Annotated in this window: 26 protein-coding genes; 16 read left to right on the plus strand and 10 right to left on the minus strand. The window is 60.2% G+C overall.

The window, feature by feature from the left end:
- Positions 1 to 49 precede the first annotated feature (49 nt).
- The 12 genes from ACR0AU_RS01300 to ACR0AU_RS01355 are packed head-to-tail and all read left to right on the plus strand — an operon-like array spanning position 50 to position 9245.
- Positions 50 to 649, plus strand: coding sequence for a head-tail connector protein (locus tag ACR0AU_RS01300; RefSeq protein ID WP_480795164.1), 600 nt, complete (start codon positions 50 to 52; stop codon positions 647 to 649).
- Positions 646 to 984: a phage head closure protein gene (locus tag ACR0AU_RS01305; protein ID WP_170733374.1), complete on the plus strand. Its 339-nt coding sequence runs from the start codon at positions 646 to 648 to the stop codon at positions 982 to 984. Before ACR0AU_RS01300 ends, ACR0AU_RS01305 begins: the two co-directional genes overlap by 4 nt.
- A complete protein-coding gene (locus tag ACR0AU_RS01310; RefSeq protein WP_170663689.1) occupies positions 981 to 1394 on the plus strand; it encodes a DUF3168 domain-containing protein in 414 nt (137 codons plus the stop codon). The genes ACR0AU_RS01305 and ACR0AU_RS01310 overlap by 4 nt, the downstream gene beginning before the upstream one ends.
- Before the next feature lie 20 nt (positions 1395 to 1414).
- Positions 1415 to 1828: a phage major tail protein, TP901-1 family gene (locus tag ACR0AU_RS01315; protein WP_170733373.1), complete on the plus strand. Its 414-nt coding sequence runs from the start codon at positions 1415 to 1417 to the stop codon at positions 1826 to 1828.
- Positions 1828 to 2142 carry a gene transfer agent family protein gene (locus ACR0AU_RS01320; RefSeq protein WP_170733372.1) on the plus strand — a complete coding sequence of 105 codons (315 nt, stop codon included), beginning with the start codon at positions 1828 to 1830 and terminating at the stop codon, positions 2140 to 2142. Before ACR0AU_RS01315 ends, ACR0AU_RS01320 begins: the two co-directional genes overlap by 1 nt.
- Positions 2139 to 2348 (plus strand): rcc01693 family protein, encoded by a 210-nt coding sequence (locus ACR0AU_RS01325; protein ID WP_170422216.1) that lies wholly within the window; start codon positions 2139 to 2141, stop codon positions 2346 to 2348. Before ACR0AU_RS01320 ends, ACR0AU_RS01325 begins: the two co-directional genes overlap by 4 nt.
- Positions 2335 to 2997: a phage tail tape measure protein gene (locus tag ACR0AU_RS01330; RefSeq protein ID WP_170403101.1), complete on the plus strand. Its 663-nt coding sequence runs from the start codon at positions 2335 to 2337 to the stop codon at positions 2995 to 2997. The genes ACR0AU_RS01325 and ACR0AU_RS01330 overlap by 14 nt, the downstream gene beginning before the upstream one ends.
- Before the next feature lie 12 nt (positions 2998 to 3009).
- The gene (locus tag ACR0AU_RS01335; RefSeq protein WP_170565943.1) at positions 3010 to 3642 is read left to right on the plus strand and encodes a DUF2460 domain-containing protein; all 633 of its coding nucleotides are present in this window, start codon (positions 3010 to 3012) and stop codon (positions 3640 to 3642) included.
- On the plus strand, positions 3642 to 4526 hold the full coding sequence (locus ACR0AU_RS01340; RefSeq protein WP_170733370.1) for a baseplate hub domain-containing protein: 885 nt from the start codon (positions 3642 to 3644) through the stop codon (positions 4524 to 4526). The genes ACR0AU_RS01335 and ACR0AU_RS01340 overlap by 1 nt, the downstream gene beginning before the upstream one ends.
- Positions 4526 to 4966: an NlpC/P60 family protein gene (locus ACR0AU_RS01345; RefSeq protein ID WP_170396502.1), complete on the plus strand. Its 441-nt coding sequence runs from the start codon at positions 4526 to 4528 to the stop codon at positions 4964 to 4966. Before ACR0AU_RS01340 ends, ACR0AU_RS01345 begins: the two co-directional genes overlap by 1 nt.
- Positions 4966 to 8946 (plus strand): baseplate multidomain protein megatron, encoded by a 3981-nt coding sequence (locus tag ACR0AU_RS01350; protein WP_480795165.1) that lies wholly within the window; start codon positions 4966 to 4968, stop codon positions 8944 to 8946. Before ACR0AU_RS01345 ends, ACR0AU_RS01350 begins: the two co-directional genes overlap by 1 nt.
- Before the next feature lie 2 nt (positions 8947 to 8948).
- Complete coding sequence (locus tag ACR0AU_RS01355) at positions 8949 to 9245, plus strand: DUF7742 family protein (RefSeq protein WP_170403088.1); 297 nt, start codon at positions 8949 to 8951, stop codon at positions 9243 to 9245.
- On the opposite strand, the gene ACR0AU_RS01360 is transcribed toward ACR0AU_RS01355, so the two are convergent.
- Entirely contained in the window at positions 9226 to 9564 is a 339-nt protein-coding gene (locus tag ACR0AU_RS01360; RefSeq protein ID WP_170396506.1) for a TraR/DksA C4-type zinc finger protein, read from the minus strand. The genes ACR0AU_RS01355 and ACR0AU_RS01360 overlap by 20 nt on opposite strands.
- A gap of 86 nt (positions 9565 to 9650) precedes the next feature.
- Between ACR0AU_RS01360 and cysE the strand changes: the two genes are divergently transcribed.
- On the plus strand, positions 9651 to 10460 hold the full coding sequence (gene cysE / locus ACR0AU_RS01365) for a serine O-acetyltransferase (protein ID WP_170396508.1): 810 nt from the start codon (positions 9651 to 9653) through the stop codon (positions 10458 to 10460).
- A 73-nt stretch (positions 10461 to 10533) separates the two neighbouring features.
- Here cysE and ACR0AU_RS01370 read toward each other — a convergent pair whose 3' ends face one another.
- The 6 genes from ACR0AU_RS01370 to ACR0AU_RS01395 form a co-directional block, all read right to left on the minus strand.
- Positions 10534 to 11835, minus strand: a complete 1302-nt coding sequence (locus tag ACR0AU_RS01370; protein WP_170396510.1) for a pyruvate dehydrogenase complex dihydrolipoamide acetyltransferase — start codon at positions 11833 to 11835, stop codon at positions 10534 to 10536.
- A 1-nt stretch (position 11836) separates the two neighbouring features.
- Entirely contained in the window at positions 11837 to 12097 is a 261-nt protein-coding gene (locus tag ACR0AU_RS01375) for a hypothetical protein (RefSeq protein ID WP_170396512.1), read from the minus strand.
- Positions 12097 to 13470 (minus strand): pyruvate dehydrogenase complex E1 component subunit beta, encoded by a 1374-nt coding sequence (locus tag ACR0AU_RS01380; protein WP_170800450.1) that lies wholly within the window; start codon positions 13468 to 13470, stop codon positions 12097 to 12099. Before ACR0AU_RS01380 ends, ACR0AU_RS01375 begins: the two co-directional genes overlap by 1 nt.
- Before the next feature lie 15 nt (positions 13471 to 13485).
- The gene (gene pdhA, locus ACR0AU_RS01385; protein WP_170396516.1) at positions 13486 to 14475 is read right to left on the minus strand and encodes a pyruvate dehydrogenase (acetyl-transferring) E1 component subunit alpha; all 990 of its coding nucleotides are present in this window, start codon (positions 14473 to 14475) and stop codon (positions 13486 to 13488) included.
- A 172-nt stretch (positions 14476 to 14647) separates the two neighbouring features.
- On the minus strand, positions 14648 to 14947 hold the full coding sequence (locus ACR0AU_RS01390) for a septum formation initiator family protein (RefSeq protein WP_170396518.1): 300 nt from the start codon (positions 14945 to 14947) through the stop codon (positions 14648 to 14650).
- Positions 14948 to 15077: 130 nt separating this feature from the next.
- A complete protein-coding gene (locus tag ACR0AU_RS01395) occupies positions 15078 to 16268 on the minus strand; it encodes a phosphoglycerate kinase (RefSeq protein WP_170512041.1) in 1191 nt (396 codons plus the stop codon).
- A 135-nt stretch (positions 16269 to 16403) separates the two neighbouring features.
- Between ACR0AU_RS01395 and ACR0AU_RS01400 the strand changes: the two genes are divergently transcribed.
- Entirely contained in the window at positions 16404 to 16910 is a 507-nt protein-coding gene (locus tag ACR0AU_RS01400; protein ID WP_170396522.1) for a peptidylprolyl isomerase, read from the plus strand.
- On the plus strand, positions 16903 to 17451 hold the full coding sequence (locus ACR0AU_RS01405; RefSeq protein WP_170512043.1) for a peptidylprolyl isomerase: 549 nt from the start codon (positions 16903 to 16905) through the stop codon (positions 17449 to 17451). The genes ACR0AU_RS01400 and ACR0AU_RS01405 overlap by 8 nt, the downstream gene beginning before the upstream one ends.
- A 51-nt stretch (positions 17452 to 17502) precedes the next feature.
- Here the strand turns inward: ACR0AU_RS01405 and aqpZ are convergent, their stop codons facing one another.
- A complete protein-coding gene (aqpZ, locus tag ACR0AU_RS01410) occupies positions 17503 to 18192 on the minus strand; it encodes an aquaporin Z (RefSeq protein ID WP_170403069.1) in 690 nt (229 codons plus the stop codon).
- A 239-nt stretch (positions 18193 to 18431) separates the two neighbouring features.
- On the opposite strand from aqpZ, the gene ACR0AU_RS01415 reads away from it, so the two are divergent.
- Positions 18432 to 18797: a cupin domain-containing protein gene (locus ACR0AU_RS01415; protein WP_008758336.1), complete on the plus strand. Its 366-nt coding sequence runs from the start codon at positions 18432 to 18434 to the stop codon at positions 18795 to 18797.
- Positions 18798 to 18974: 177 nt separating this feature from the next.
- Here the strand turns inward: ACR0AU_RS01415 and ACR0AU_RS01420 are convergent, their stop codons facing one another.
- Together ACR0AU_RS01420 and ACR0AU_RS01425 are read right to left on the minus strand one after the other, a co-directional pair.
- The gene (locus ACR0AU_RS01420; RefSeq protein ID WP_170396528.1) at positions 18975 to 19475 is read right to left on the minus strand and encodes a bactofilin family protein; all 501 of its coding nucleotides are present in this window, start codon (positions 19473 to 19475) and stop codon (positions 18975 to 18977) included.
- Positions 19465 to 20790: a DUF5930 domain-containing protein gene (locus ACR0AU_RS01425; protein ID WP_170733362.1), complete on the minus strand. Its 1326-nt coding sequence runs from the start codon at positions 20788 to 20790 to the stop codon at positions 19465 to 19467. The genes ACR0AU_RS01420 and ACR0AU_RS01425 overlap by 11 nt, the downstream gene beginning before the upstream one ends.
- Positions 20791 to 20906 lie beyond the last annotated feature (116 nt).

The raw sequence follows: 20906 nt of genomic DNA on the forward strand, positions 1-20906 counted from the left end.
TTTTCCAAGGATACGGCCCCGGAGGGGTCCGAGATTGCGGAGTGAATGGATGATGTTGATCGAAGAAACCGCCATCGCGGATGCGGCGCTGCCGGTGGATCAGTTCAAGGCGCATCTGCGGTTGGGCACGGGGTTTGCCGAGGGCAATTTGCAGGACGAGGTGTTGAATGGCTTTCTGCGTGCGGCCATTGCGGCGATTGAGGCGCGCACCGGTAAGGTGCTGATCGAACGGGATTTCTCGTGGAGCCTGAACGGTTGGCGCGATCCAGCAGGTGAAGTGCTGCCGGTGGCCCCGGTGGTCTCGGTTGCTGCGATCACGCTGACGGATGCGGCGGGGACCGACACGGTTGTGGATGCCGAAGCTTACCGTTTGGAGCGCGACATGCAGCGCCCTCGGTTGCGTCCGGTTGGCGCTTGTTTGCCAAGGGTGCAGACCGGCGGCTCGGTGAAGATTGCCTTCACTGTCGGGATGGCAGCGGATTGGGGCGGGCTGCCCGCTGATCTGGGGCAAGCGGTGCTGCTGTTGGCGGCGCATTACTACGAATATCGCGATGAGACGGCGCTGGGTGCGGGCTGCATGCCGTTTGGTGTGACCAGTCTGATCCAGCGTTACCGCACGGTGCGCTTCGGCGCAGGGGTGACGCAATGAGCGCGCCGCGATTGAACCGCAAGCTGGTGCTGGAGGCTCCGGTGCGCAATGCGGATGGCGCGGGGGGATACACCGAGACCTGGGCCGCGCTGGGCTCGCTTTGGGCGGAAGTCACGGCGCGCAGTGGGGCGGAACGCGCTGTCGGTGGCGCTTCGGTGTCGCGGGTAGGGTACCGGATCGTCGTGCGGGGCGCGCCCGAGGGGTCCAAATTGCGGCCCACACCGGATCAGCGCTTTGTCGAAGGGACGCGCCGGTTTGTCATCCGCGCGGTGGCCGAGCGTGATGGGCGCGGCCAATATCTGACCTGTTTTGCAGATGAAGAGGTGGCGGCATGAGCTATGGCGTTGCAGCCGCTTTGCAGGCGGCGGTGTTTCAGCAGCTTTTGGGGGATGTGCAGGTAAGCGCCCTGTCAGGCGGTGCGATCTATGACGCGGTGCCATCGGGGGTGCTGCCTCAGACCTATGTGACGCTCGGGCCGGAGGAGGTGCGGGACGCCTCGGACCGGTCGGGGGCGGGCGCATTGCACCGGTTCACGGTTTCGGTGGTTTCCGAGGCGGCGGGCTTCAGTGCGGCCAAGACATTGGCGGGCGCGGTGTGTGACGCGCTGGAAGGTGCAGCGCTGAGCTTGGACCGGGGCCATCTGGTGGGGCTGTGGTTCGAACGCGCTAGCGCCCGGCGCACGGGAACTGGCGGCGCGATCCGCCAGATCGATCTGAGATTCCGCGCCCGCGTGGAAGACGACTAAGCAATCAACGGAGAGAGCATATGGCTGCCCAGAACGGAAAAGACCTTTTGGTCAAAGTGGATATGAACGGCACCGGCCTGTTCGAGACCATCGCGGGCCTGCGCGCGACGCGGATCAGTTTCAACGCGGAAAGTGTGGATGTGACCAGCCTGGAAAGTCAGGGCGGGTGGCGCGAGTTGCTGTCGGGGGCCGGGGTCAAATCGGCCGCGATTTCGGGCTCGGGCGTGTTCAAGGATGCGGGCACAGATGAGCGTGCGCGCCAGCTGTTTTTTGACGGTGAGACGCCCGGCTTTCAGGTGATCATCCCCGATTTCGGTATTATCGAAGGCCCGTTTCAGGTCAGCAGCATCGAATATGCGGGCTCGCATAACGGTGAGGCGACCTATGAGATGAGCATGGCAAGCGCTGGTGCGCTGAGCTTTACGGCGCTCTGATGGCCAATCCGTGGACGGGCGAGGTGGCGTTGACCATCGATGGGGAGCAGCGGGTGCTCAAGCTGACTTTGGGCGCTTTGGCGGAATTGGAACAGGAGCTGCAAGCCGGGTCTCTGGTCGAGCTGGTGCAGCGGTTCGAGGGTGGCGCATATTCCAGCGGCGATGTGCTGGCGTTGCTTATTGCCGGGCTGCGCGGCGGCGGGTCTCAGGTGACCCGCGATGATCTGCTGCATGTCGAGATTGCAGGCGGGCCGATGGCGGGTGCGAAGGCGGCGGCTGAGCTGCTGGCGCGCGCCTTCATGGTGCCCGAGTGAGCGGGTTCGACTGGCCCGTACTGATGCGGGCCGGGTTCCTCGGTCTTCGCCTGACGCCGGATCAGTTCTGGCGTCTGACCCCGGCTGAGCTGCGGCTGATGCTGGGGCAGGGCGCGGGGATGCCGGCGATGAACCGGGCGGGGCTGGATGCGCTGCTCGCGGCATATCCGGACAAGACACAAGGAGAGCGTAATGACGGATCGTGATGGTTTTGACGACCTGCAGGAGCGGGGAGAGGCGCTGGGTGACGCGCTGGGCGATGCGGCGACCATGGCCTCGGCATTTGATGGCCAGATGCGACGGATCAAGGCCGCGTTTGAAGAGACCGGAAAGGATGTGGCTACGCTGGAGCGTGGCATGTCGGGCGGGTTGCGCAAGGCGTTCGATGGTGTGGTGCTGGATGGGATGAACCTGTCGGGCGCGCTGGATGTGCTGAAGAACTCGATGATCCGCACGGCGTATTCGGCGGCGATCAAACCTGTGACGGATCATTTTGGCGGCATGCTGGCCAACGGGGTTGGTGGGTTGGTTCAGGGGATTCTGCCCTTCGCGGACGGAGGCAGTTTTTCTCAGGGCCGTGTGATGCCGTTTGCCAATGGTGGGGTCGTTAGCAGTCCGACCATGTTCCCGATGCGAGGCGGCACCGGGTTGATGGGTGAGGCGGGTCCCGAGGCGATCATGCCACTGGCGCGCGGGGCCGATGGCAAGCTGGGTGTGCGGTCACAGGGCGGCGCGCGAGCGGTCAACGTGGTGATGAATATCTCAACACCGGATGTGCAGGGGTTCCGCCGCTCTCAAGGCCAGATCGCGGCGCAGATGAGCCGCGCATTGGGCCGCGGCAATCGCAACAGATAAGGGGAGCAGGCGATGAATTTCCACGAGGTGAGATTTCCCGCCAGCCTGAGCTTTGGCTCGGTCGGTGGGCCGGAACGGCGCACGGATATCGTGACGCTGGCCAACGGGTTCGAAGAACGCAACACGCCCTGGGCGCATTCGCGCAGGCGCTATGATGCCGGGCTGGGGATGCGGTCGCTAGACGATATCGAGACATTGATTTCCTTCTTCGAGGCGCGGCAAGGCCAGATGTTTGGATTCCGCTGGAAGGACTGGTCGGATTTCAAATCGGGCGCGGCGACGGCTGAGGTCGACAAGGGCGATCAGGTGATTGCGCGCGGAGATGGCGAGACGGTTTCGTTTCAACTGGTCAAGACCTACAGCTCGGGCGGGTTCAGCTATGTGCGGCCAATCCTGAAGCCGGTACTGGGGACCGTGACGCTGGGGCTGGATCAGGACGCGCAACGCGAAGGCGTGGACTTTGAGGTCGATTTGGCGACCGGACGCGTGATGTTCTCGGCCCCGCCGCCTGAGCAGGTCGAGATCACCGCAGGGTTTGAATTCGACGTGCCGGTGCGGTTCGACACGGACAAGATCCAGACCAGCGTCGCCAGCTTTCAGGCAGGCGACGTGCCCAATGTGCCGGTGGTTGAGGTGCGGGTCTGATGAACGGCGATAAACAGGCGCTACAGGCGCATTTGCAAACGGGCTTGACCACCACCTGCCGCTGCTGGGCGATAACCCGTAGCGACGGACAGGTCTATGGCTTCACCGATCATGACAGGGAGCTGAGCTTTGACGGGCTGGTGTTCAAAGCCAGCACCGGTCTGACCGCTGCGGCCATCGAGCAGGCAACCGGCCTGTCGATCGATAATACCGAGGCGATGGGCGCACTGTCTGATGCCTCGGTCCGGGAAGAGGATATCGAGGCGGGGCGCTTTGATGGGGCCGAGGTGCGGGCCTGGCTGGTCAATTGGGCCGATCCTGAGCAGCGGATGCTGCAGTTTCGTGGTTCGATTGGCGAGTTGCGTCGCGCTGGCGGGGCGTTTCATGCGGAATTGCGCGGGTTGACCGATCTGCTGAACCGGCCTTTAGGGCGGATTTATCAGAAGCCCTGTACGGCAGTGTTCGGGGATAAGGCGTGCCGCTTTGCCCTGGAGACGCCGGGTTATCGCGCTGAGGCTGAAATTGTCGCGCTGGACGGCGCGGCTTTGCGTTTGCAGGGCGCGGAGAGTTCTGATGCGGGTTGGTTTGAACGCGGCAGGCTGGATGTGCTGGACGGGGCTGCGCAGGGCCTGTGGGCCTCGATCAAGCTGGATGAACAGGTCAGAGATGGCCGCGATGTCACGCTGTGGTCGGCGATTGGCGGCGGGCTGGCGGTTGGGGACCGGGTCCAGCTGATCGCCGGGTGTGACAAGCGCATGACCACTTGCCGACTGAAGTTCAACAACATGCTGAATTTTCAGGGCTTCCCTGACCTGCCGCACGAGGATTGGGTCATGGCCGTACCCAAGCGCAGTAGTCAACACAAAGGGGGAAGCAGGCGGTGATGCGGACAAAACAAGATATCGTGGACGAAGCGCGCGGATGGCTGGGCACACCTTATGTTCATCAGGCCTCTGTTCGGGGTGCAGGCGCCGATTGTCTCGGCCTATTGCGGGGCGTTTGGCGCGCGGTGATGGGGCATGAGCCTGAGGCGGTGCCGGTCTACAGCATGGATTGGTCCGAGCCGCAGGGTGAGGAACGCATGTGGGCCGCAGCCCGTCGCCATCTAGTCGAGAAATCGCCCGATGATTTGGCCCCGGGGGATGTATTGCTGTTTCGGATGCGGGATGCGGCCGTGGCAAAGCATCTGGGCATCGTCAGCGCCCAAGACCCGATGCGATTCATCCACGCCTATACCGGGCATGGTGTTGTTGAAAACACGCTGAGCGAGCCTTGGCGTCGCCGCGTGGTCGCTTGTTTCGAATTCCCGCTGGAGGATTTCTGATGGCCACAATAGTTCTGTCTGCTGCAGGTGCGGCAATAGGTGGTTCGATCGGGGGCTCGGTTGCGGGCCTGTCAACGGCGGTGATTGGCCGCGCGGTTGGGGCGACGCTGGGGCGGGTGATCGACAACCGGTTGATGGCCAGCCAATCCGTAATGGGCGGCGGCAGCGAGGTGGTCGAGACCGGGCGTCTGGATCGTTTCCGTCTCACCGAAACCGGTGAGGGTGCGACCGTCGCGACGGTCTACGGCCGGATGCGAGTTGGAGGACAGGTCATCTGGGCCTCGGACTTTCTGGAAACCCGATCGACCTCGACGACGACGCAAACATCAGGCGGTGGCGGTGGAGGCAAGGGGAAACCCAAGCCCGTTGAAGTGACGACAACGACAACCACGCATAGCTACAGCTATTCGGTGTCTCTGGCGATTGCGGTGGGCGCGGGACAGGTTGCGGATATCACGCGTGTCTGGGCCGATGGTGAAGAGGTCGAGCGCCGAACGCTGAACATGCGGATATATCGCGGCGATCACGAGCAATTGCCCGACCCGCTGATTGAAGCGGTGGAAGGGGCAGGCACGGTGCCCGCCTATCGCGGCACGGCTTATGTGGTGATCGAAGATCTGGCGCTGGGCCCCTTTGGCAACCGCGTGCCGCAATTCTCGTTCGAGGTGGTGCGGCAGGAACAAGACGAGATGCCGGATGCCGAGGACGCGCTGTCTCGGATCATCAAGGGGGTGGCCTTGATGCCAGGTACGGGTGAATACGCACTGGCTTCATCTCAGGTTAATTACACCAAGGGCCGGGGGCGCAGTTGGGCGGCGAATGTCAATTCACCATCGGGCAAGTCCGATCTTGTGACCTCGACCCGCGCGCTGAGCCGAGAGTTATCGGGATGCGAGGCGGCCTCGTTGATTGTGTCGTGGTTCGGTGATGATCTGCGCTGCGGAGAATGCCAGATCCGCCCCAAGGTCGAGCGCAAGAATATCGAAGGCGCAAACATGCCCTGGAGTGTTTCAGGTCTGTCCCGAACTGCGGCGGGGCAGGTGAAATGGCAGGATGGGCGTCCGGTTTATGGCGGCACACCGGCTGATGCGGCCGTAGTGCAGGCGATCGGGCACCTGAAGAGCTCGGGCAAACGGGTTATGTTTTATCCGTTTATTTTGATGGAGCAATCAGAGGGCAACGGCCTGCCTGATCCGTGGTCCGATGCGCCGGATCAACCTCATTTACCCTGGCGTGGGCGGATCACTTTGGATGTTGCTCCGGGGCGGCCAGGCTCGCCGGATCAAACTGCCGATGCGGATGCGCAGGTGGCGGCGTTCTTTGGTACGGCGCGCGCGTCACATTTCTCGACCAGCGGCAGCAAAGTGACCTATCGCGGCCCAAGTGAATGGGGGTTACGGCGGTTCATTCTGCACTATGCGGCCCTGTGCAAGGCGGCGGGCGGCGTGGAGTCCTTCTGCATCGGGTCCGAGATGCGCGGGCTAACGCAAATCCGCGGCGCGTCTGGCTTCGCTGCAGTTGCGGGGCTGCGGTCTCTGGCCGCGGAAGTGCGCGCGATATTGGGGCCGGAAACTAAGATCGGCTATGCCGCAGACTGGACCGAGTATTTCGGGTATCAGCCGCAAGACGGCACCGGAGACCGGTATTTCCACCTCGACCCGCTTTGGGCCGATGAGAACATAGATTTTGTCGGCATCGACAACTATATGCCGCTGTCCGACTGGCGGGATGGGGGCTCGCATCTGGACGCTGAGGTGTCGAATGGGTCGATCTACGATCTGGACTATCTGCGCGGCAATATCGAAGGCGGCGAGGGGTATGATTGGTACTATGCGTCACCCGAGGAAGCCGAAGCGCAGATCCGAAGCCCGATCACTGATGACGATCATGGCGAGCCGTGGGTCTGGCGGTACAAGGACCTGCGCAACTGGTGGGCGAACCGACATCATGAGCGGATCGGGGGCGTGCGGCAGCAAACACCCACGGGTTGGGTTCCGGGGTCCAAGCCAATCTGGTTCACCGAACTCGGCTGCGCGGCCATCGACAAGGGCACGAACCAGCCGAACAAATTCTTGGACCCAAAGTCGTCTGAATCGAATTTGCCGCGCTATTCCAATGGAGTACGGGATGATTTTATCATGGTTCAGTACCTTCGGGCCGTCCTTGGCTATTGGGGTGATACTGAGATCAACCCGGTTTCAGATATCTATGACGGCCCGATGGTGGACCTGTCGAACGCCTTTGTCTGGGCTTGGGATGCGCGTCCGTTCCCGACTTTCCCGAACCTGCGGACGCAGTGGTCGGACGGCGATAACTATGCACGTGGGCATTGGCTGAACGGGCGGTCCGGGTCGCGGACTCTGGCCTCGGTCGTGACAGAAATCTGCCATGAGGCAGGGGTGACGGCGATTGATGTGTCCGAGCTCTACGGCGTGGTACGCGGTTACGCGGTTGAGGACGTAATGAACGCTCGGCAGGCCTTGCAGCCGCTGATGCTGCGCTATGGGTTCGACGCGATCGAGCGGGACGGGGTGCTGAAGTTTAAAACCCGCGACGGGCGTCAGGCCGTTGACATCGACCCCGAGCAGATCGCCATCAGCGCGGATATCGACGGGCCAGTGGAACATCGCCGCGAGGCTGAGGCCGAGATGACCGGGCGTGTGCGTCTGCGGTTCGTCCAGTCGGATGCGGACCATGATGTTGTCGCGGAAGAGGCCGTCTTGCCTGATGACAGAACCCATTCGGTCGCCGTCAACGAAATGCCTCTGTCGATGACCCGCGCCGAAGGGCGTCAGACGGTCGAGCGCTGGCTGAGCGAATCCCGCATTTCGCGCGAGACGGCGCGCTTTGCTCTGCCGCCCTCGCTGCTGCATGTCGGGGCCGGCGATGTGGTGCGTTTGCCGGATGCCGGGGACGGAACGCTATATCGGATTGACCGGCTGGAACAGGCCGAGATGCAATTGGCGGATGCAGTACGGATTGAACCCGGCGTCTATACGCCGTCCGACGTGCTGGACGATGTGGCGGCAGCCAAGCCGTTCATTGCTCCGGTGCCAGTTCTGCCGGTGTTCATGGATCTGCCGCTGATCACTGGATCCGAAGCGCCCCATGCGCCGTATCTGGCGATATCGGCCGAGCCCTGGCCCGGTAACGTGGCTGTTTATTCGGCTGCACAGGATGAGGACTATACCTTGCATCAAGTGATCGCGGGGCAGGCGGTGATTGGCTTCACCGAAACACCCCTGCGACGCGCAGGCGCTGGGATCTGGGACGAAGGGGCCGCGTTGCGTGTCAACTTGATCGATGGCGTGTTGGAGTCTCGTCCCCGCTCGGCGTTGCTGAGTGGTGCCAATCTGGCTGCCATCGGTGACGGAACACCGGGCAATTGGGAAGTGTTTCAGTTCTCGGATGCGGTTTTGCAGGAGACTGGCGTTTACAATTTGTCAGGCCGCTTGCGTGGTCAGCTGGGTACGGATGCCCTGATGCCGGATGTATGGCCTGAAGCGTCTACCTTTGTCCTACTGGATGAACGTGTTTATCAGACCGGATTGCTGCGCACCGAACGCCGCGTGGCCAAGCATTACCGTATCGGCCCTGCAACGCGCGGCTACGAGGACCCGGCATATGTGCATCTGGTTGAAGCGTTCGATGGCAATGGGCTGAGACCTTATGCGCCAGTGCATTTGCAGGCTTCTGCGTCGGCTACCGGGGACAAGATCTCGTGGGTGCGCCGCACCCGGATTGATGGCGATGACTGGAGCGCATTGGATGTGCCTCTGGGCGAAGAAAGCGAATCCTATCTGATCCGCGTCTTCACTGAGGGTGCTTTGTTGCGCGAAACTGTCACCAGTGATCCGGTTTGGCAGTATTCTGCCGCGATGAAAGCCGATGACGGGCTGGCCGGACCCTACGATATCGCAGTCGCGCAGGTTTCGGCTACCTACGGACCCGGGGCGTTTGCGCGCCTTTCGGTCGGCTAGCCGTGCGGCCAGTCCTGCACGGAGATCTCAGCGCGGCGGCGCGGGCTTTGCTGGCCGCGCCGCGAACCGACCGCGATAGGATAAGCACCCTCCTGATTGCTGAGGCCGAACTGGCGGATCGACATGTCGCCAGAACAGGGCGGTTGCATCCTGTTTATGGAAATGGCTCGTTGATGGCAGCCGCGCGCTGCCGGCCCTTGGCAGACGAGCCAAATTTCGACGATCTGCAATATTGCCAATGTTTCGAGATGGTTCTGCGCAAACTGATCCGGTTCCAAATCAGCCAGATGCGCAGCTGACACATTTTGAGGCGGCAAGGTCCAGCTCTAGCCTTCCGTGCGCTATTTCCTCGCCGCAATCTTCGCAATAGCCGAATTCGTCTTCGTCCATCCGGTTCAGCGCGGCCCGAAGCCGATGCGTTTCGGTGTCGCGCCGGGCCTGTTGCGCCTTGGCCATTGCTTGATTTTGCAACGCATCCATCCGGCTGAGCCGACCCACTGCCTGTTGATCCAGCTCCACAACTGATTGCGCATCCTGACCGGCGGCGGATTGCGCGGCGAGATCGCGAAGGCGCTGGTGAATAAGCTTCCGAAAATGGTCCAGATCGGCTGAGTTCATTTTTTGTTGTAGTGCATATCAAGGGTTTGCGTTTGGTAATTTTACGACTAGATGGCTATTCTAAGCGCAGCAAAGGATGAAAAGCCATGTTCGAAACGCGCAGCCAAGTGACACCTGTGGACCCGGTTTGGGACCGCATCACCTCGGAAGCCCATGCAGCCGTCGAGAAAGAGCCGCTGATGGGCGGGTTGGTACACGCCTGTATCTTGCATCACCGCAGTCTTGAGAGGGCATTGTCCTATCGCATCTCGGCCAAGCTATGCTCGAACGAGATGTCGATGATGGTACTGCGTGAGATCGTGGATGAGGCCTATGCTGACGACAAAGCGTTGATTGAAGCCGCGCGCGCGGACCTGATGGCCGTTTATGAACGCGATCCGGCCTGCCACCGCCTGCTGCAACCGATCCTTTATTTCAAGGGGTATCAGGCGATGCAGGCTTATCGCGTAGCCCACTGGCTTTGGAACAAGGGGCGCCATGATCTGGCGTATTTCTTCCAGATGCGATCTTCCGAGATATTCGGCATTGATATCCATCCAGCTGCCCGCATCGGTAAAGGCATCATGATCGACCATGCCCATTCTATCGTGATCGGTGAAACCGCTGTGGTTGGGGACAATGTTTCGATGCTGCATTCGGTGACGCTGGGCGGAACCGGTAAGGAAGAAGAACAGCGCCATCCAACCATTGGTGACGGCGTTCTGATCGGCGCTGGTGCTAAAGTTCTGGGCAATATCGAGGTTGGCCATTGCAGCCGTATCGCCGCCGGATCAGTGGTGCTGCAGGAAGTGCCACCGTGCACGACGGTCGCTGGCATTCCCGCCAAGATCGTGGGCGAGGCCGGGTGCGATCAGCCGTCAATCTCGATGGATCATATGCTGGGGAAAGACCAGTAATTCGGAGTGAATAGACGAAAAAGGCCGCCTCGGGGTTCGGGGCGGCCTTTTTTTTGTGCATGATCTTCTGGGCTTAGGCCAACATGACCATCGGATTTTCCAGATTGTCGACGATGGCTTGCAGTAGCTGAGCGCCAAGCGCGCCGTCGATGACCCGGTGATCGACCGACATGGTGACGGACATGACGGTTGCGACCGTCAGTTCTCCGTCATCGCCCACGATGGGTTTCTTGAGGCCGGTACCAACTGCGAGGATACCTGCATGCGGCGGGTTCACGATGGCATCGAAATTGTCGATGCCGAACATGCCAAGGTTCGAGACTGCGAAAGTACCGCCTTGGTACTCGTGCGGGGCCAGCTTGCGCTCGCGGGCGCGTCCGGCGAGGTCTTTCATCTCAGTCGACAGCGCCGACAGCGATTTGGTGTCGGCATCTTGCAGGACCGGAGTGAACAGACCGCCCTCGATGGCGACGGCAACAGCCACATCCGAAGGTTTCAGTTGTAGAACCCGGTCACCCGCCCAGACGGCATTGCACTCGGGCACCTGCTGCAGCGCGTTGGCGACGGCCTTGATGATAAAGTCGTTGACGCTGAGTTTCACACCCCGGCCTTCGAGTTGCTTGTTCAGCTGGCTGCGGAATTTCAGCAGCGCATCCAGCTTGATATCCCGGCGCAGGTAGAAATGCGGGATGGTCTGTTTGGCCTCAGACAGACGCGCGGCGATGGTCTTGCGCATGCCATCGAGTTTGATCTCTTCGTATTCGCGGCCTTCGTACATCTTGGCCACGGCGTCAGCCGATGGACCTGCGGGAGCGGCGGCGGTTGGGGCGGCTGCAGCAGCAGGCGCAGGTGCTGCTGCAGGTGCGGCTGTGGCGCTTTCCACATCGGCTTTGACGATACGGCCATGAGGGCCAGAACCTGAGATTTGAGCCAGATCTAGACCCTTTTGTGCGGCAATCCGACGAGCAAGGGGGGATGCGAAGATACGACCGCCATCCGCTTTGGCCGGTGCCGCTGGGGCAGGGGCGGGCGCCTCGGGTGCCGCTGGTGCGGCAGCCTCGTTGCCCGCTGCGGCAGCTGGCGCAGCCGCGGGAGCAGCGGTTGGCGTTGCACCGATATCATCAGCGCTTTCTCCATCTTCCAGCAGGACTGCGATGGCGGTGTTGACTTTAACGCCTTCGGTTCCCTCAGGAATAAGGATCTTGCCGACGGTGCCTTCGTCAACGGCCTCGAACTCCATTGTTGCCTTGTCGGTTTCAATTTCGGCCAGCAGATCGCCCGAGGAGACGGTGTCGCCTTCCTTGACGAGCCATTTTGCAAGTGTGCCTTCCTCCATCGTCGGGGACAGGGCAGGCATCAGGATTTCGGTGGGCATTTCAGCGCTCCTCAATCAGAGTAATTTGGTCAAAGGGCGCCTTGGGGCGCCCGGTGCCGCGTGCGAGTGTCGCAATCGCAGCCTCGATTTTGTCTTTGTTCTCCGCCATCCAGACATAGGCGGTCTGGTGTGAGGGGCGCGCGCCGATCAAACGCATATCCGCCGCCAGTCGCTCGGGTATAAGCGCCCGCACGATGCGGTTGTCGATGTCAATCTCGACACGGTAGCATTCGGTTGCTGGATCGCGGCCCCTGATCTCCATTACCGGTAGGTCACCTGTTTCACCGCAGCGATCACCTCATCAGTGGTGATCAGCGCCAGCTTTTCGAGGTTCGCCGCATATGGCATCGGAACATCTTTGCCGGTGAGGGTGATGACCGGGGCGTCGAGATAATCGAACGCTTCCTGCATGACCACCGAGCTGATGTAGCTACCGACGGAACCTTGCGGCCAGCCTTCTTCGACAGTCACAAGACGGTTGGTTTTCATCACCGAGTTGATGATCGCACCGGTGTCCATCGGGCGGATAGTGCGCAGGTCGATCACTTCGGCGCTGATGCCGTCTTCGGCCAGTTTGTCTGCGGCTTCCAGCGCATATTGCATGCCGATGCCGAAGCTGACGATGGTCACGTCAGAGCCTTCGCGCCAGATGCGGGCCTTGCCCAGCGGGATGGTCAGGTCATCCACTTGCGGCACGTCGAAGGAGCGGCCGTAGAGGATTTCGTTTTCAAGGAACACAACCGGGTTCGGGTCGCGGATGGCCGATTTCAGCAAACCTTTGGCATCGGCTGCGGAATAGGGCATCACCACTTTGAGACCTGGCACCTGCATGTACCATGCGGCGTAGTCCTGCGAGTGTTGCGCGGCCACGCGGGCAGCGGCACCGTTAGGGCCACGGAATACGATCGGACAGCCCATCTGACCGCCAGACATATAAAGCGTTTTGGCGGCAGAGTTGATGATCTGGTCAATCGCCTGCATGGCGAAGTTGAAGGTCATGAACTCGACAATTGGTTTCAGCCCGCCAAAGGCCGAGCCGACGGCGATGCCGGTGAAGCCGTGTTCAGTGATCGGGGTGTCGATGACACGTTTGGCACCGAATTCATCGAGCAGGCCTTGAGAGATTTTATAGGCGCCCTGATATTCAGCGACTTCTTCGCCCATCAGATAGACATCTTCGTCGCCGCGCATTTCTTCGGCCATCGCGTCGCGCAAGGCCTCGCGTACGGTTTGCTGCGCCATCTCGGCGTCGGCAGGCCAATCGGGCGACAGGTCCACAACCGGAGCAGCGGGGGCTGCTGCGGCAGGAGCGGGGGCCTCAACCGCCGCAGGGGCGGCTTGGGCCTCCGCTGCGGCTGCGGGCGCAGCCACGGGCAGGGCGGAGGCGTCTTCACCATCTTCGACCAGGATCGCGATAGGGGTGTTTACTTTGACCCCTTCGGTGCCCTCGCTGATCAGAATCTTACCGACGATGCCTTCATCGACGGCTTCGAACTCCATCGTAGCCTTGTCGGTTTCGATCTCGGCCATGATGTCGCCCGAGGATACGGTGTCGCCTTCCTTGACCAGCCACTTGGCCAATGTGCCCTCTTCCATCGTGGGCGAAAGGGCGGGCATGAGAATTTCGGTTGCCATGTCTTATTCGTCCTCTCAGGCGTAGATATCAGTCCAGAGCTCGTCCAGCGAGGGCTCGGGGCTTTCTTTCGAGAATTCGGCGGCCTGATTGACGACCTCTTTGATCTCTTTGTCGATCGCCTTCAGGTCATCCTCGGTCGCGTGTTTGCCGGTTAGCAGCAGCTCGCGTACATGTTCGATCGGATCGCTTTGTTCGCGGACCTTCTGAACCTCTTCGCGTGTACGGTACTTGGCCGGGTCAGACATCGAGTGGCCGCGATAGCGGTAGGTTTTCACCTCGAGGATGTAGGGACCTTTGCCCGCACGGCAGTGGGCGACCGCTTTTTCACCTGCGGCTTTGACGGCCAGCACATCCATGCCGTTCACCATTTCGCCCGGTATTCCAAAGGCTTGGCCGCGGTGGTATATGTCGGCTGACGACGTCGAGCGCGCCTGCGCGGTGCCCATGGCGTATTGGTTGTTTTCGATCACGAATACCACCGGCAGCTCCCAAAGAGCTGCCATGTTGAAGGTCTCATAGACCTGACCCTGGTTGGCTGCGCCATCACCGAAATAGGTGAAGGTGACGCCGCCGTTCTCTTTATACTTGTCAGCAAAGGCCAAACCCGCACCCAGCGGAACCTGTGCGCCAACGATGCCATGGCCGCCATAGAAATTCTTCTCTTTCGAGAACATGTGCATCGAGCCGCCTTTGCCTTTGGACAGCCCGCCTTCGCGACCGGTCAATTCGGCCATTACGCCGCCCGGGTCCATTCCACAGGCCAGCATGTGGCCGTGATCGCGATAGGACGTGATGCGCTTGTCGCCTTCCTTGGCCGCGGCCTCAAGGCCGACAACAACCGCTTCCTGACCGATGTAGAGGTGGCAGAAACCCCCGATCAGACCCATGCCGTAGAGTTGACCTGCCTTTTCCTCGAATCGGCGGATCAGCAGCATCTCGCGGTAATATGTGGTCAGTTCTTCCGCAGAAACATTTGGTTTCTTTGTGGTTTTTCGCGCAGCCATAGTGGCGATCTCCCCCTTTCGGCAAGATAGTTTAGCGTTAAACTATCTCATAGAGCATTTCACACGTTCTGGCGAGTACTAATGTTACGCGAGGGCAGGATACGCGAGTTGCGGCCTGCCACAGCTTATCTTCCGGGCGTTAAGGTACAGAGATCCTTAGTCAAAAATTTCGTCAGCGGATAACGATCTCATCCGCGCGGATCATGCCGAGCACTGAGCGGGCCTGTTGATCCAGCAGATCGAGATCCAGATAGGTGTCTGACAGTCGGCGGGTCAGGTTTTCCATTTGTTCGATTTCGGCGTTCAGCTGCGCCAGATCGCGAGACAAAACATCGCGCTCGGCGGCAATCTCGACCCGGCGAAACAGACCGTAATCCCCTTGAACGGCGGCAAAGGTGAAATACACCCCCAGCATGAAGGCGATTGAGAAGAAAATGAAAGCCCCTAAACCGGGCCGATTGGAACGGGACACTGTGTTAACCGCCGTGTGAAATACTGCCTCAGAAACGCACCCTTTTTGGATGTCTCGACGCACTATGTCACAGGTGATTCGGGTTGTGAATCCCCTGAGTAGAAAAAGCTGAGACCTGAGGTTTGAGCGCTTATAGTTCCAGCGCAGCCACACCCGGCAAGGTCTTGCCTTCCATCCATTCAAGGAAGGCACCACCAGCAGTAGAGATATATGAGAAATCCGTTGCCGCGCCCGAGGCGTTCAGCGCGGCGACCGTGTCACCCCCGCCCGCGACCGAGGTCAGCTTGCCATCGCGGGTTAGTGCAGCCGCCTTCAGCGCCGCCGCATTGGTTGCGGCATCGAACGGGGTCAGCTCAAACGCCCCCAGTGGGCCGTTCCAAATCAGGGTCTGGCTTTTTTCCAGCACTTCGGACACGGCTGCGACGCTTTCGGGACCGGCGTCTAGGATCATCGAGTCAGAAGGGCACTGATCAGCGGGCAGCACCTGATGCGGCGCGTTGGCCTCGAACACTTCGGCCACGACGATGTCGCGCGGAAGGACGATCGTACAGCCAGCGGCTTCGGCCTTGCCGAGGATTTCGGCGGCGGTATCGGTCATGGCGTGCTCGGCCAGTGATTTGCCGACATCGATCCCCTGGGCCAGTAGGAATGTATTCGCCATGCCGCCACCGATGACCAGATAGTCAACCTTCTCGATCAGGTTGCCCAGCAGGTCCAGCTTGGTCGACACTTTGGCGCCCCCGACAACCGCTGTGACAGGCCGCTTGGGCGCGCCCAGGGCGGCCTCAAGTGCGCTCAGTTCCTGCTGCATCAGGCGTCCGGCACAGGCGGGCAGCAGACGGGCCAGCGCCTCGGTCGAGCTGTGGGCGCGGTGCGCGGCCGAGAAGGCATCGTTGCAATAGATGTCGCCCAGCTTTGCCATGCCTTGGGCAAGTGGGACGCTGTTCTTGGTCTCCTCGGCATGGAAGCGGGTGTTTTCCAGCAGCAGAACCTCACCTTCCGCCAGGGCGGAGGCTGCGGTTTCAGCCTCATAGCCTACGCAATCATCGGCAAAGCGCACGGGAACCCCGAAAGCGGATTCAAGTGCTGGCACAAGCTGCTTCAATGACAGCTCGGGTACATGCTGACCACCGGGGCGTCCGAAATGGGCCAGCAGGATGGGTTTACCGCCTGCGGCGAGGATATCGCGCACGGTTGGCACGATCCGTTGAATGCGGGTGTCGTCGGTCACCACGCCATCCGCGACCGGTACGTTGATATCCACGCGCACCAGAACCCGCTTACCGCCAAGATCCATATCGTCCAGAGATTTCCAGCCCATCGCGCTCATCCTTGCCCATTGCATCCAGTTTCAGCGGTTCTTTTCCTGCATTTTGCGTTCAGGTCAATGCGTCACTTGGCATTCGCGCGCCCGCGTCATAGGTATTTGCGCAAGTTTCAAAGACAGGAGGGCCAGATGGCCGAGATCAAAGACCCCGAAAACACGATCATCATTGAGCTGAAAGACGGCAATGTCGTCATCGAATTGCTGCCTGATGTGGCCCCTCAGCACTCGGCTCGCATGAAAGAGCTGGCACGTGGTGGTGAATATGACAACGTCGCCTTCCACCGTGTGATCGACGGGTTCATGGCGCAAACCGGCGATGTGCAGCATGGCGACATGGAAGACGGGTTCAACATTCGTATGGCAGGCACCGGTGGATCGTCGCTGCCGAACGTACCTGCCGAGTTCTCGAAACTGCCTCATGATCGCGGCACGTTGGGTGCGGCACGCTCGGCCAACCCGGATTCGGCAAACTCGCAGTTCTTCATCAACTTCAAGGACAACCACTTCCTGAACGGCCAGTACACCGTTTATGGCCGCGTCATCGACGGGATGGAGCATGTGGACGCCATCGTACGCGGTGAACCGCCTGCAAGCCCCGACCGCATGATCAGCGTCAAGGTGGCCGCCGATGCATAAGCTGGCCGCTGTTTTTGCCCTTCTGGCCAGCCCTGCGCTGGCAACCGGGCTTGAGATTGAGATCGAGGGCGAGGGCGCCAATGGCACCGTCACCGTTGATCTATTCGAGGATATTGCACCCAAGCATGTAGAGCAGATCACCGCTCTGGCCGCTGCTGGTCAGTACGATGGGGTTGTGTTCCACCGTGTGATCGACGGCTTTATGGCGCAGACCGGCGATGTTGAGTTTGGCCGGGTCGGTGGCGACATGCGTCGTGCGGGTACGGGTGGATCGGATCGCCCTGATCTGCCTGCTGAGTTCTCGGATTTCAATTATGACCGGGGCGTCGTGGGTATGGCGCGGGCGCAGGACCCAGACAGCGCGAACTCGCAATTCTTCATTATGTTCGAGCCCGGCCCGTTCCTGAATGGTCAGTACACGGTTGTCGGTCAGGTGACAGAAGGGATGGACGTGGTCGATGCGATCAAGCGGGGCGATGGCCCTAATGGCGCAGTGATCGGACAACCGGATGCGATGAAAAAGGTCACGGTGACCGAATAAAAGAAAACCCCGGCGCGCTTCTGCGGGCCGGGGGTTCTTGATGCGGCCGGGTCAATCGTCGTCCGACATCGCCCGCCAGATCAGTGCGCCAATCGCACCGCCGATCAAAGGTGCCACCCAGAACAGCCAGAGCTGCGCCAGTGCCGGACCGTCAGCAAACAACGCCACGCCGGTTGACCGGGCGGGATTTACGGAGGTGTTGGTCACCGGAATCGAGATCAGGTGGATCAGCGTTAACCCCAAACCAATCGCAATCGGGGCGAACCCGGCAGGCGCGCCGCTGGAGGTCGCGCCGAGAATGATCACGATGAAGAACGCGGTCATGACGATTTCGATGATCAATGCGGACATCATCGAATAGCCTTCGGGTGACGCCTCGCCATACCCGTTCGAAGCAAATCCTCCGACACCTTCAAAGCCGGGCGCGCCACTGACGATCAGGTACAGCACCGCTGCTGCGGCGATCGCTCCGATCACCTGCGCGATCCAGTAAGGGATCAGATCTTTGGCATCGAACCGCCCTCCGATCATCAGCCCAAGACTGACCGCCGGGTTAAAGTGCCCGCCCGATATATGACCGACCGCATAAGCCATGGTCAGCACCGTTAGGCCGAAAGCGAACGAAACGCCCAGCCAGCCGATACCCACATCGGCCACACCTGCAGCCAGTACCGCGCTGCCACAGCCACCCAGTACCAGCCAGAATGTACCGAAGAATTCGGCCATGAGTTTTGATGACATGAAAAGCCCTCCAGAAATCAATGACTTTAAGGTTAATTCAAAAAACGCTTTTTGTGAAACTGTGAGAATGCGAGGGATTTTCCTTCAAGACACGTCAGATAGGGGGACTGTTAGGGAATATGCTTATTCCGGTGTGTTGGCGATTAAGAACGACACACTCGGCCCAACTTGCGTTTTTCTCCTTTGCGCCCCAATGTCCGGTATCGGTTGTGGGCTTGCGATGTGGCGGGGGTATCAAAGTGAAGTTCAAAAAGCTGTATTCGGATGCTCAAGGCGAAAGCCATTGGAAAGACATCGAAGTCGAACTTGAAGAGCAAAGCTTTGCACCACCTGCGAAAGCAATCGAGATTTCAAAGCCAGAAGCTGTCAAGCAAACCATGTTCTTGAGACTCAAGAAGGGTTGGGATGAGCCAATTCATCCCACACCTGTCGCTCAAAAGCTCATTTGTCTTTCTGGCTCAGTGCGCGTGACCGCGAGCGACGGGGAATTCAGAGATATTGGTCCGGGTGACGTCTGGCATATGGAAGACAAACACGGCAAAGGCCACCACACAGTTGTAACAAGCGATGATGATTTTCTTTCGATGATCGTGCAGTACGAGTAGCGGGAGCAGCGCAGACCAAGCCCTCCTGATCAACCAAGCGCATTGCGGCACTTGCGCGGTGTAAGGCCGCTTCGTCCCGCATTGAGGTCATTGTCAGATTTATACGAACACTCCAAAATAAAAAAAAACGCCGCAGGGTATCCTGCGGCGTTGCTGATTGGTCTTGCCGATAAGTGTTTACTGCTTCACTTCCGCCGCCGGGTTGGCACCCGATTTGCCGCTGCGGCCCGGGTTCAGCGGGTCGTCCTGACGCTGCACCGAACCTTCGAAATGCGCGCCGCTTTCAATGGCGATGGTCTTGTGAATGATGTCGCCTTCGACGCGGGCGGTCGAGGTCAGGCGGACCTTCAGGCCACGGACGCGGCCCACGATACGGCCGTTGACCACTACGTCATCTGCAGTGACTTCGCCCTTGATGGTGGCAGTCTCGCCGATGGTCAGCAGATGGGCGCGGATGTCTCCTTCGACGGTGCCCTCGACCTGGATATCGCCCGAGGTCTTGATGTTACCGGTGATGTGCAAATCCGAGGACAGCACCGATGCGGGTGGCTTGGGCTTGGGAGGGGTGCTGGCCTTTGTTTCAGCCGGTGCAGGTGTTGCCGGAGTGGCCGGAGCGGCTGGTTTTGCTGCCTCAGTCTCTTTCGATCCGGGTTCGTTGATTTTGCTCTTAGAAAACATTTCTCGCAGCCTTGATGTAAGTCATTGGGTTAACAGGTTTTCCGTTCACACGGACCTCGTAGTGCAGGTGTGTGCCGGTCGACCGTCCGGTGCTACCCATATCAGCTATATGATCCCCGCGCGAGACCCTTTGACCAACCTTTACGCGTACCTTGGTGTTATGAGCGTAAAGTGTCTCAATCCCAAAGGCGTGCTTGATCTTTACCAGCCGTCCGAAACCCGATTGCCAGCCTGCATGAGTGACAACACCATCAGCAGTCGCGAAGATATCGGTGCCCGAGGGGCCGGCGAAATCGGCGCCATTATGCATGCGGCGCCCGCCGGTTTTAGGGTCGCGGCGGGTTCCGTAGCCACTGGTATAACGGACAGCGGCGCGCACCGGGCTGGCGAAGGGGGCCTTTTCCGCAGCGATGCGATAGAGGTTCAGCTGGTCCATCTGTTCCAGCAGGATATTGGCGCGGATCTGGTCGGGGCTCAGCTCCTCACCGCGGGTGCTGAAGGATAAAGGGGTCAGCGGACCGCCCATACCGCTATATCCGCGCCGAACTTCGTCGAGGATACGATCTGTTGGCATGCCCGCGCTGCGGAACATCTTGTCGAGAGGTTCGACCGAGATCAGCATCGCCTCTTCCAACTGGCGGAAAATCTCGTCGCTGCGCTCCTGCATCAGGCGGATTTCAAGCTCGAGCTCGTCACGCTGGTCCAATGCGCCTTGCGCATCGGCAGCGATCTGGTCGCGCTGCGCCGCGGTCCGGGCCAGGGCATCGGTCATAAATGCCATCTGTTCCGGGTTTGCCGATGCCATCGCATAAGCCGCGTCCGCATCAGTGCTGGGTTGCAGTTCGGCCAGTTTGGTCCGCGCGTCTTCGCGCTGCTTCATAGTGGCACGCAGCGTGGTTTGGATCACCTCGATGCCGGTTTCCAACTCGCGCCGGCGGTTCTCGGATTCCAGCAATTCGGACTGCATGACCGAAATCTGTTCCAAAGCCGCGTTGAACCTGTCATGTGCAGCCAGAGCTTCGGCCGCACGCGCATCGCGCTCTTCCGACAGGATGTTCAGACGTTCTTGATAGGTCGCCTGATCGCGCTTGGCCTGTTCCCGGAAATTGCCCGATCCGATGCTGTCCATCAACAGAACTGACGTGGCAATCGCGGTCCAGGCGACCATCACCGACACACCGGCGACTGCAGCGATCTGAGTTTCAGAACTCAGTCGGATGAACCGCGTGTCGTTGTCAGATTTCAGAAAAACACGGCGCTCTGGAAAGTGCCGCTCGAGCAGTGAGTGTAGTTTAATTGCCAGACGTGTCCGCACGCGTCCTACCTCAATTGTCCCCATATCTCGGAGCCGGTCGTGAGTGAGTAGCCGCTCCTTGACGCGATTGCATAAAGCGGTCGAGGCATTCGGGCAAGTTTGTTAACCAATCAAGA

The organism is Ruegeria sp. CG1, from assembly GCF_056537265.1.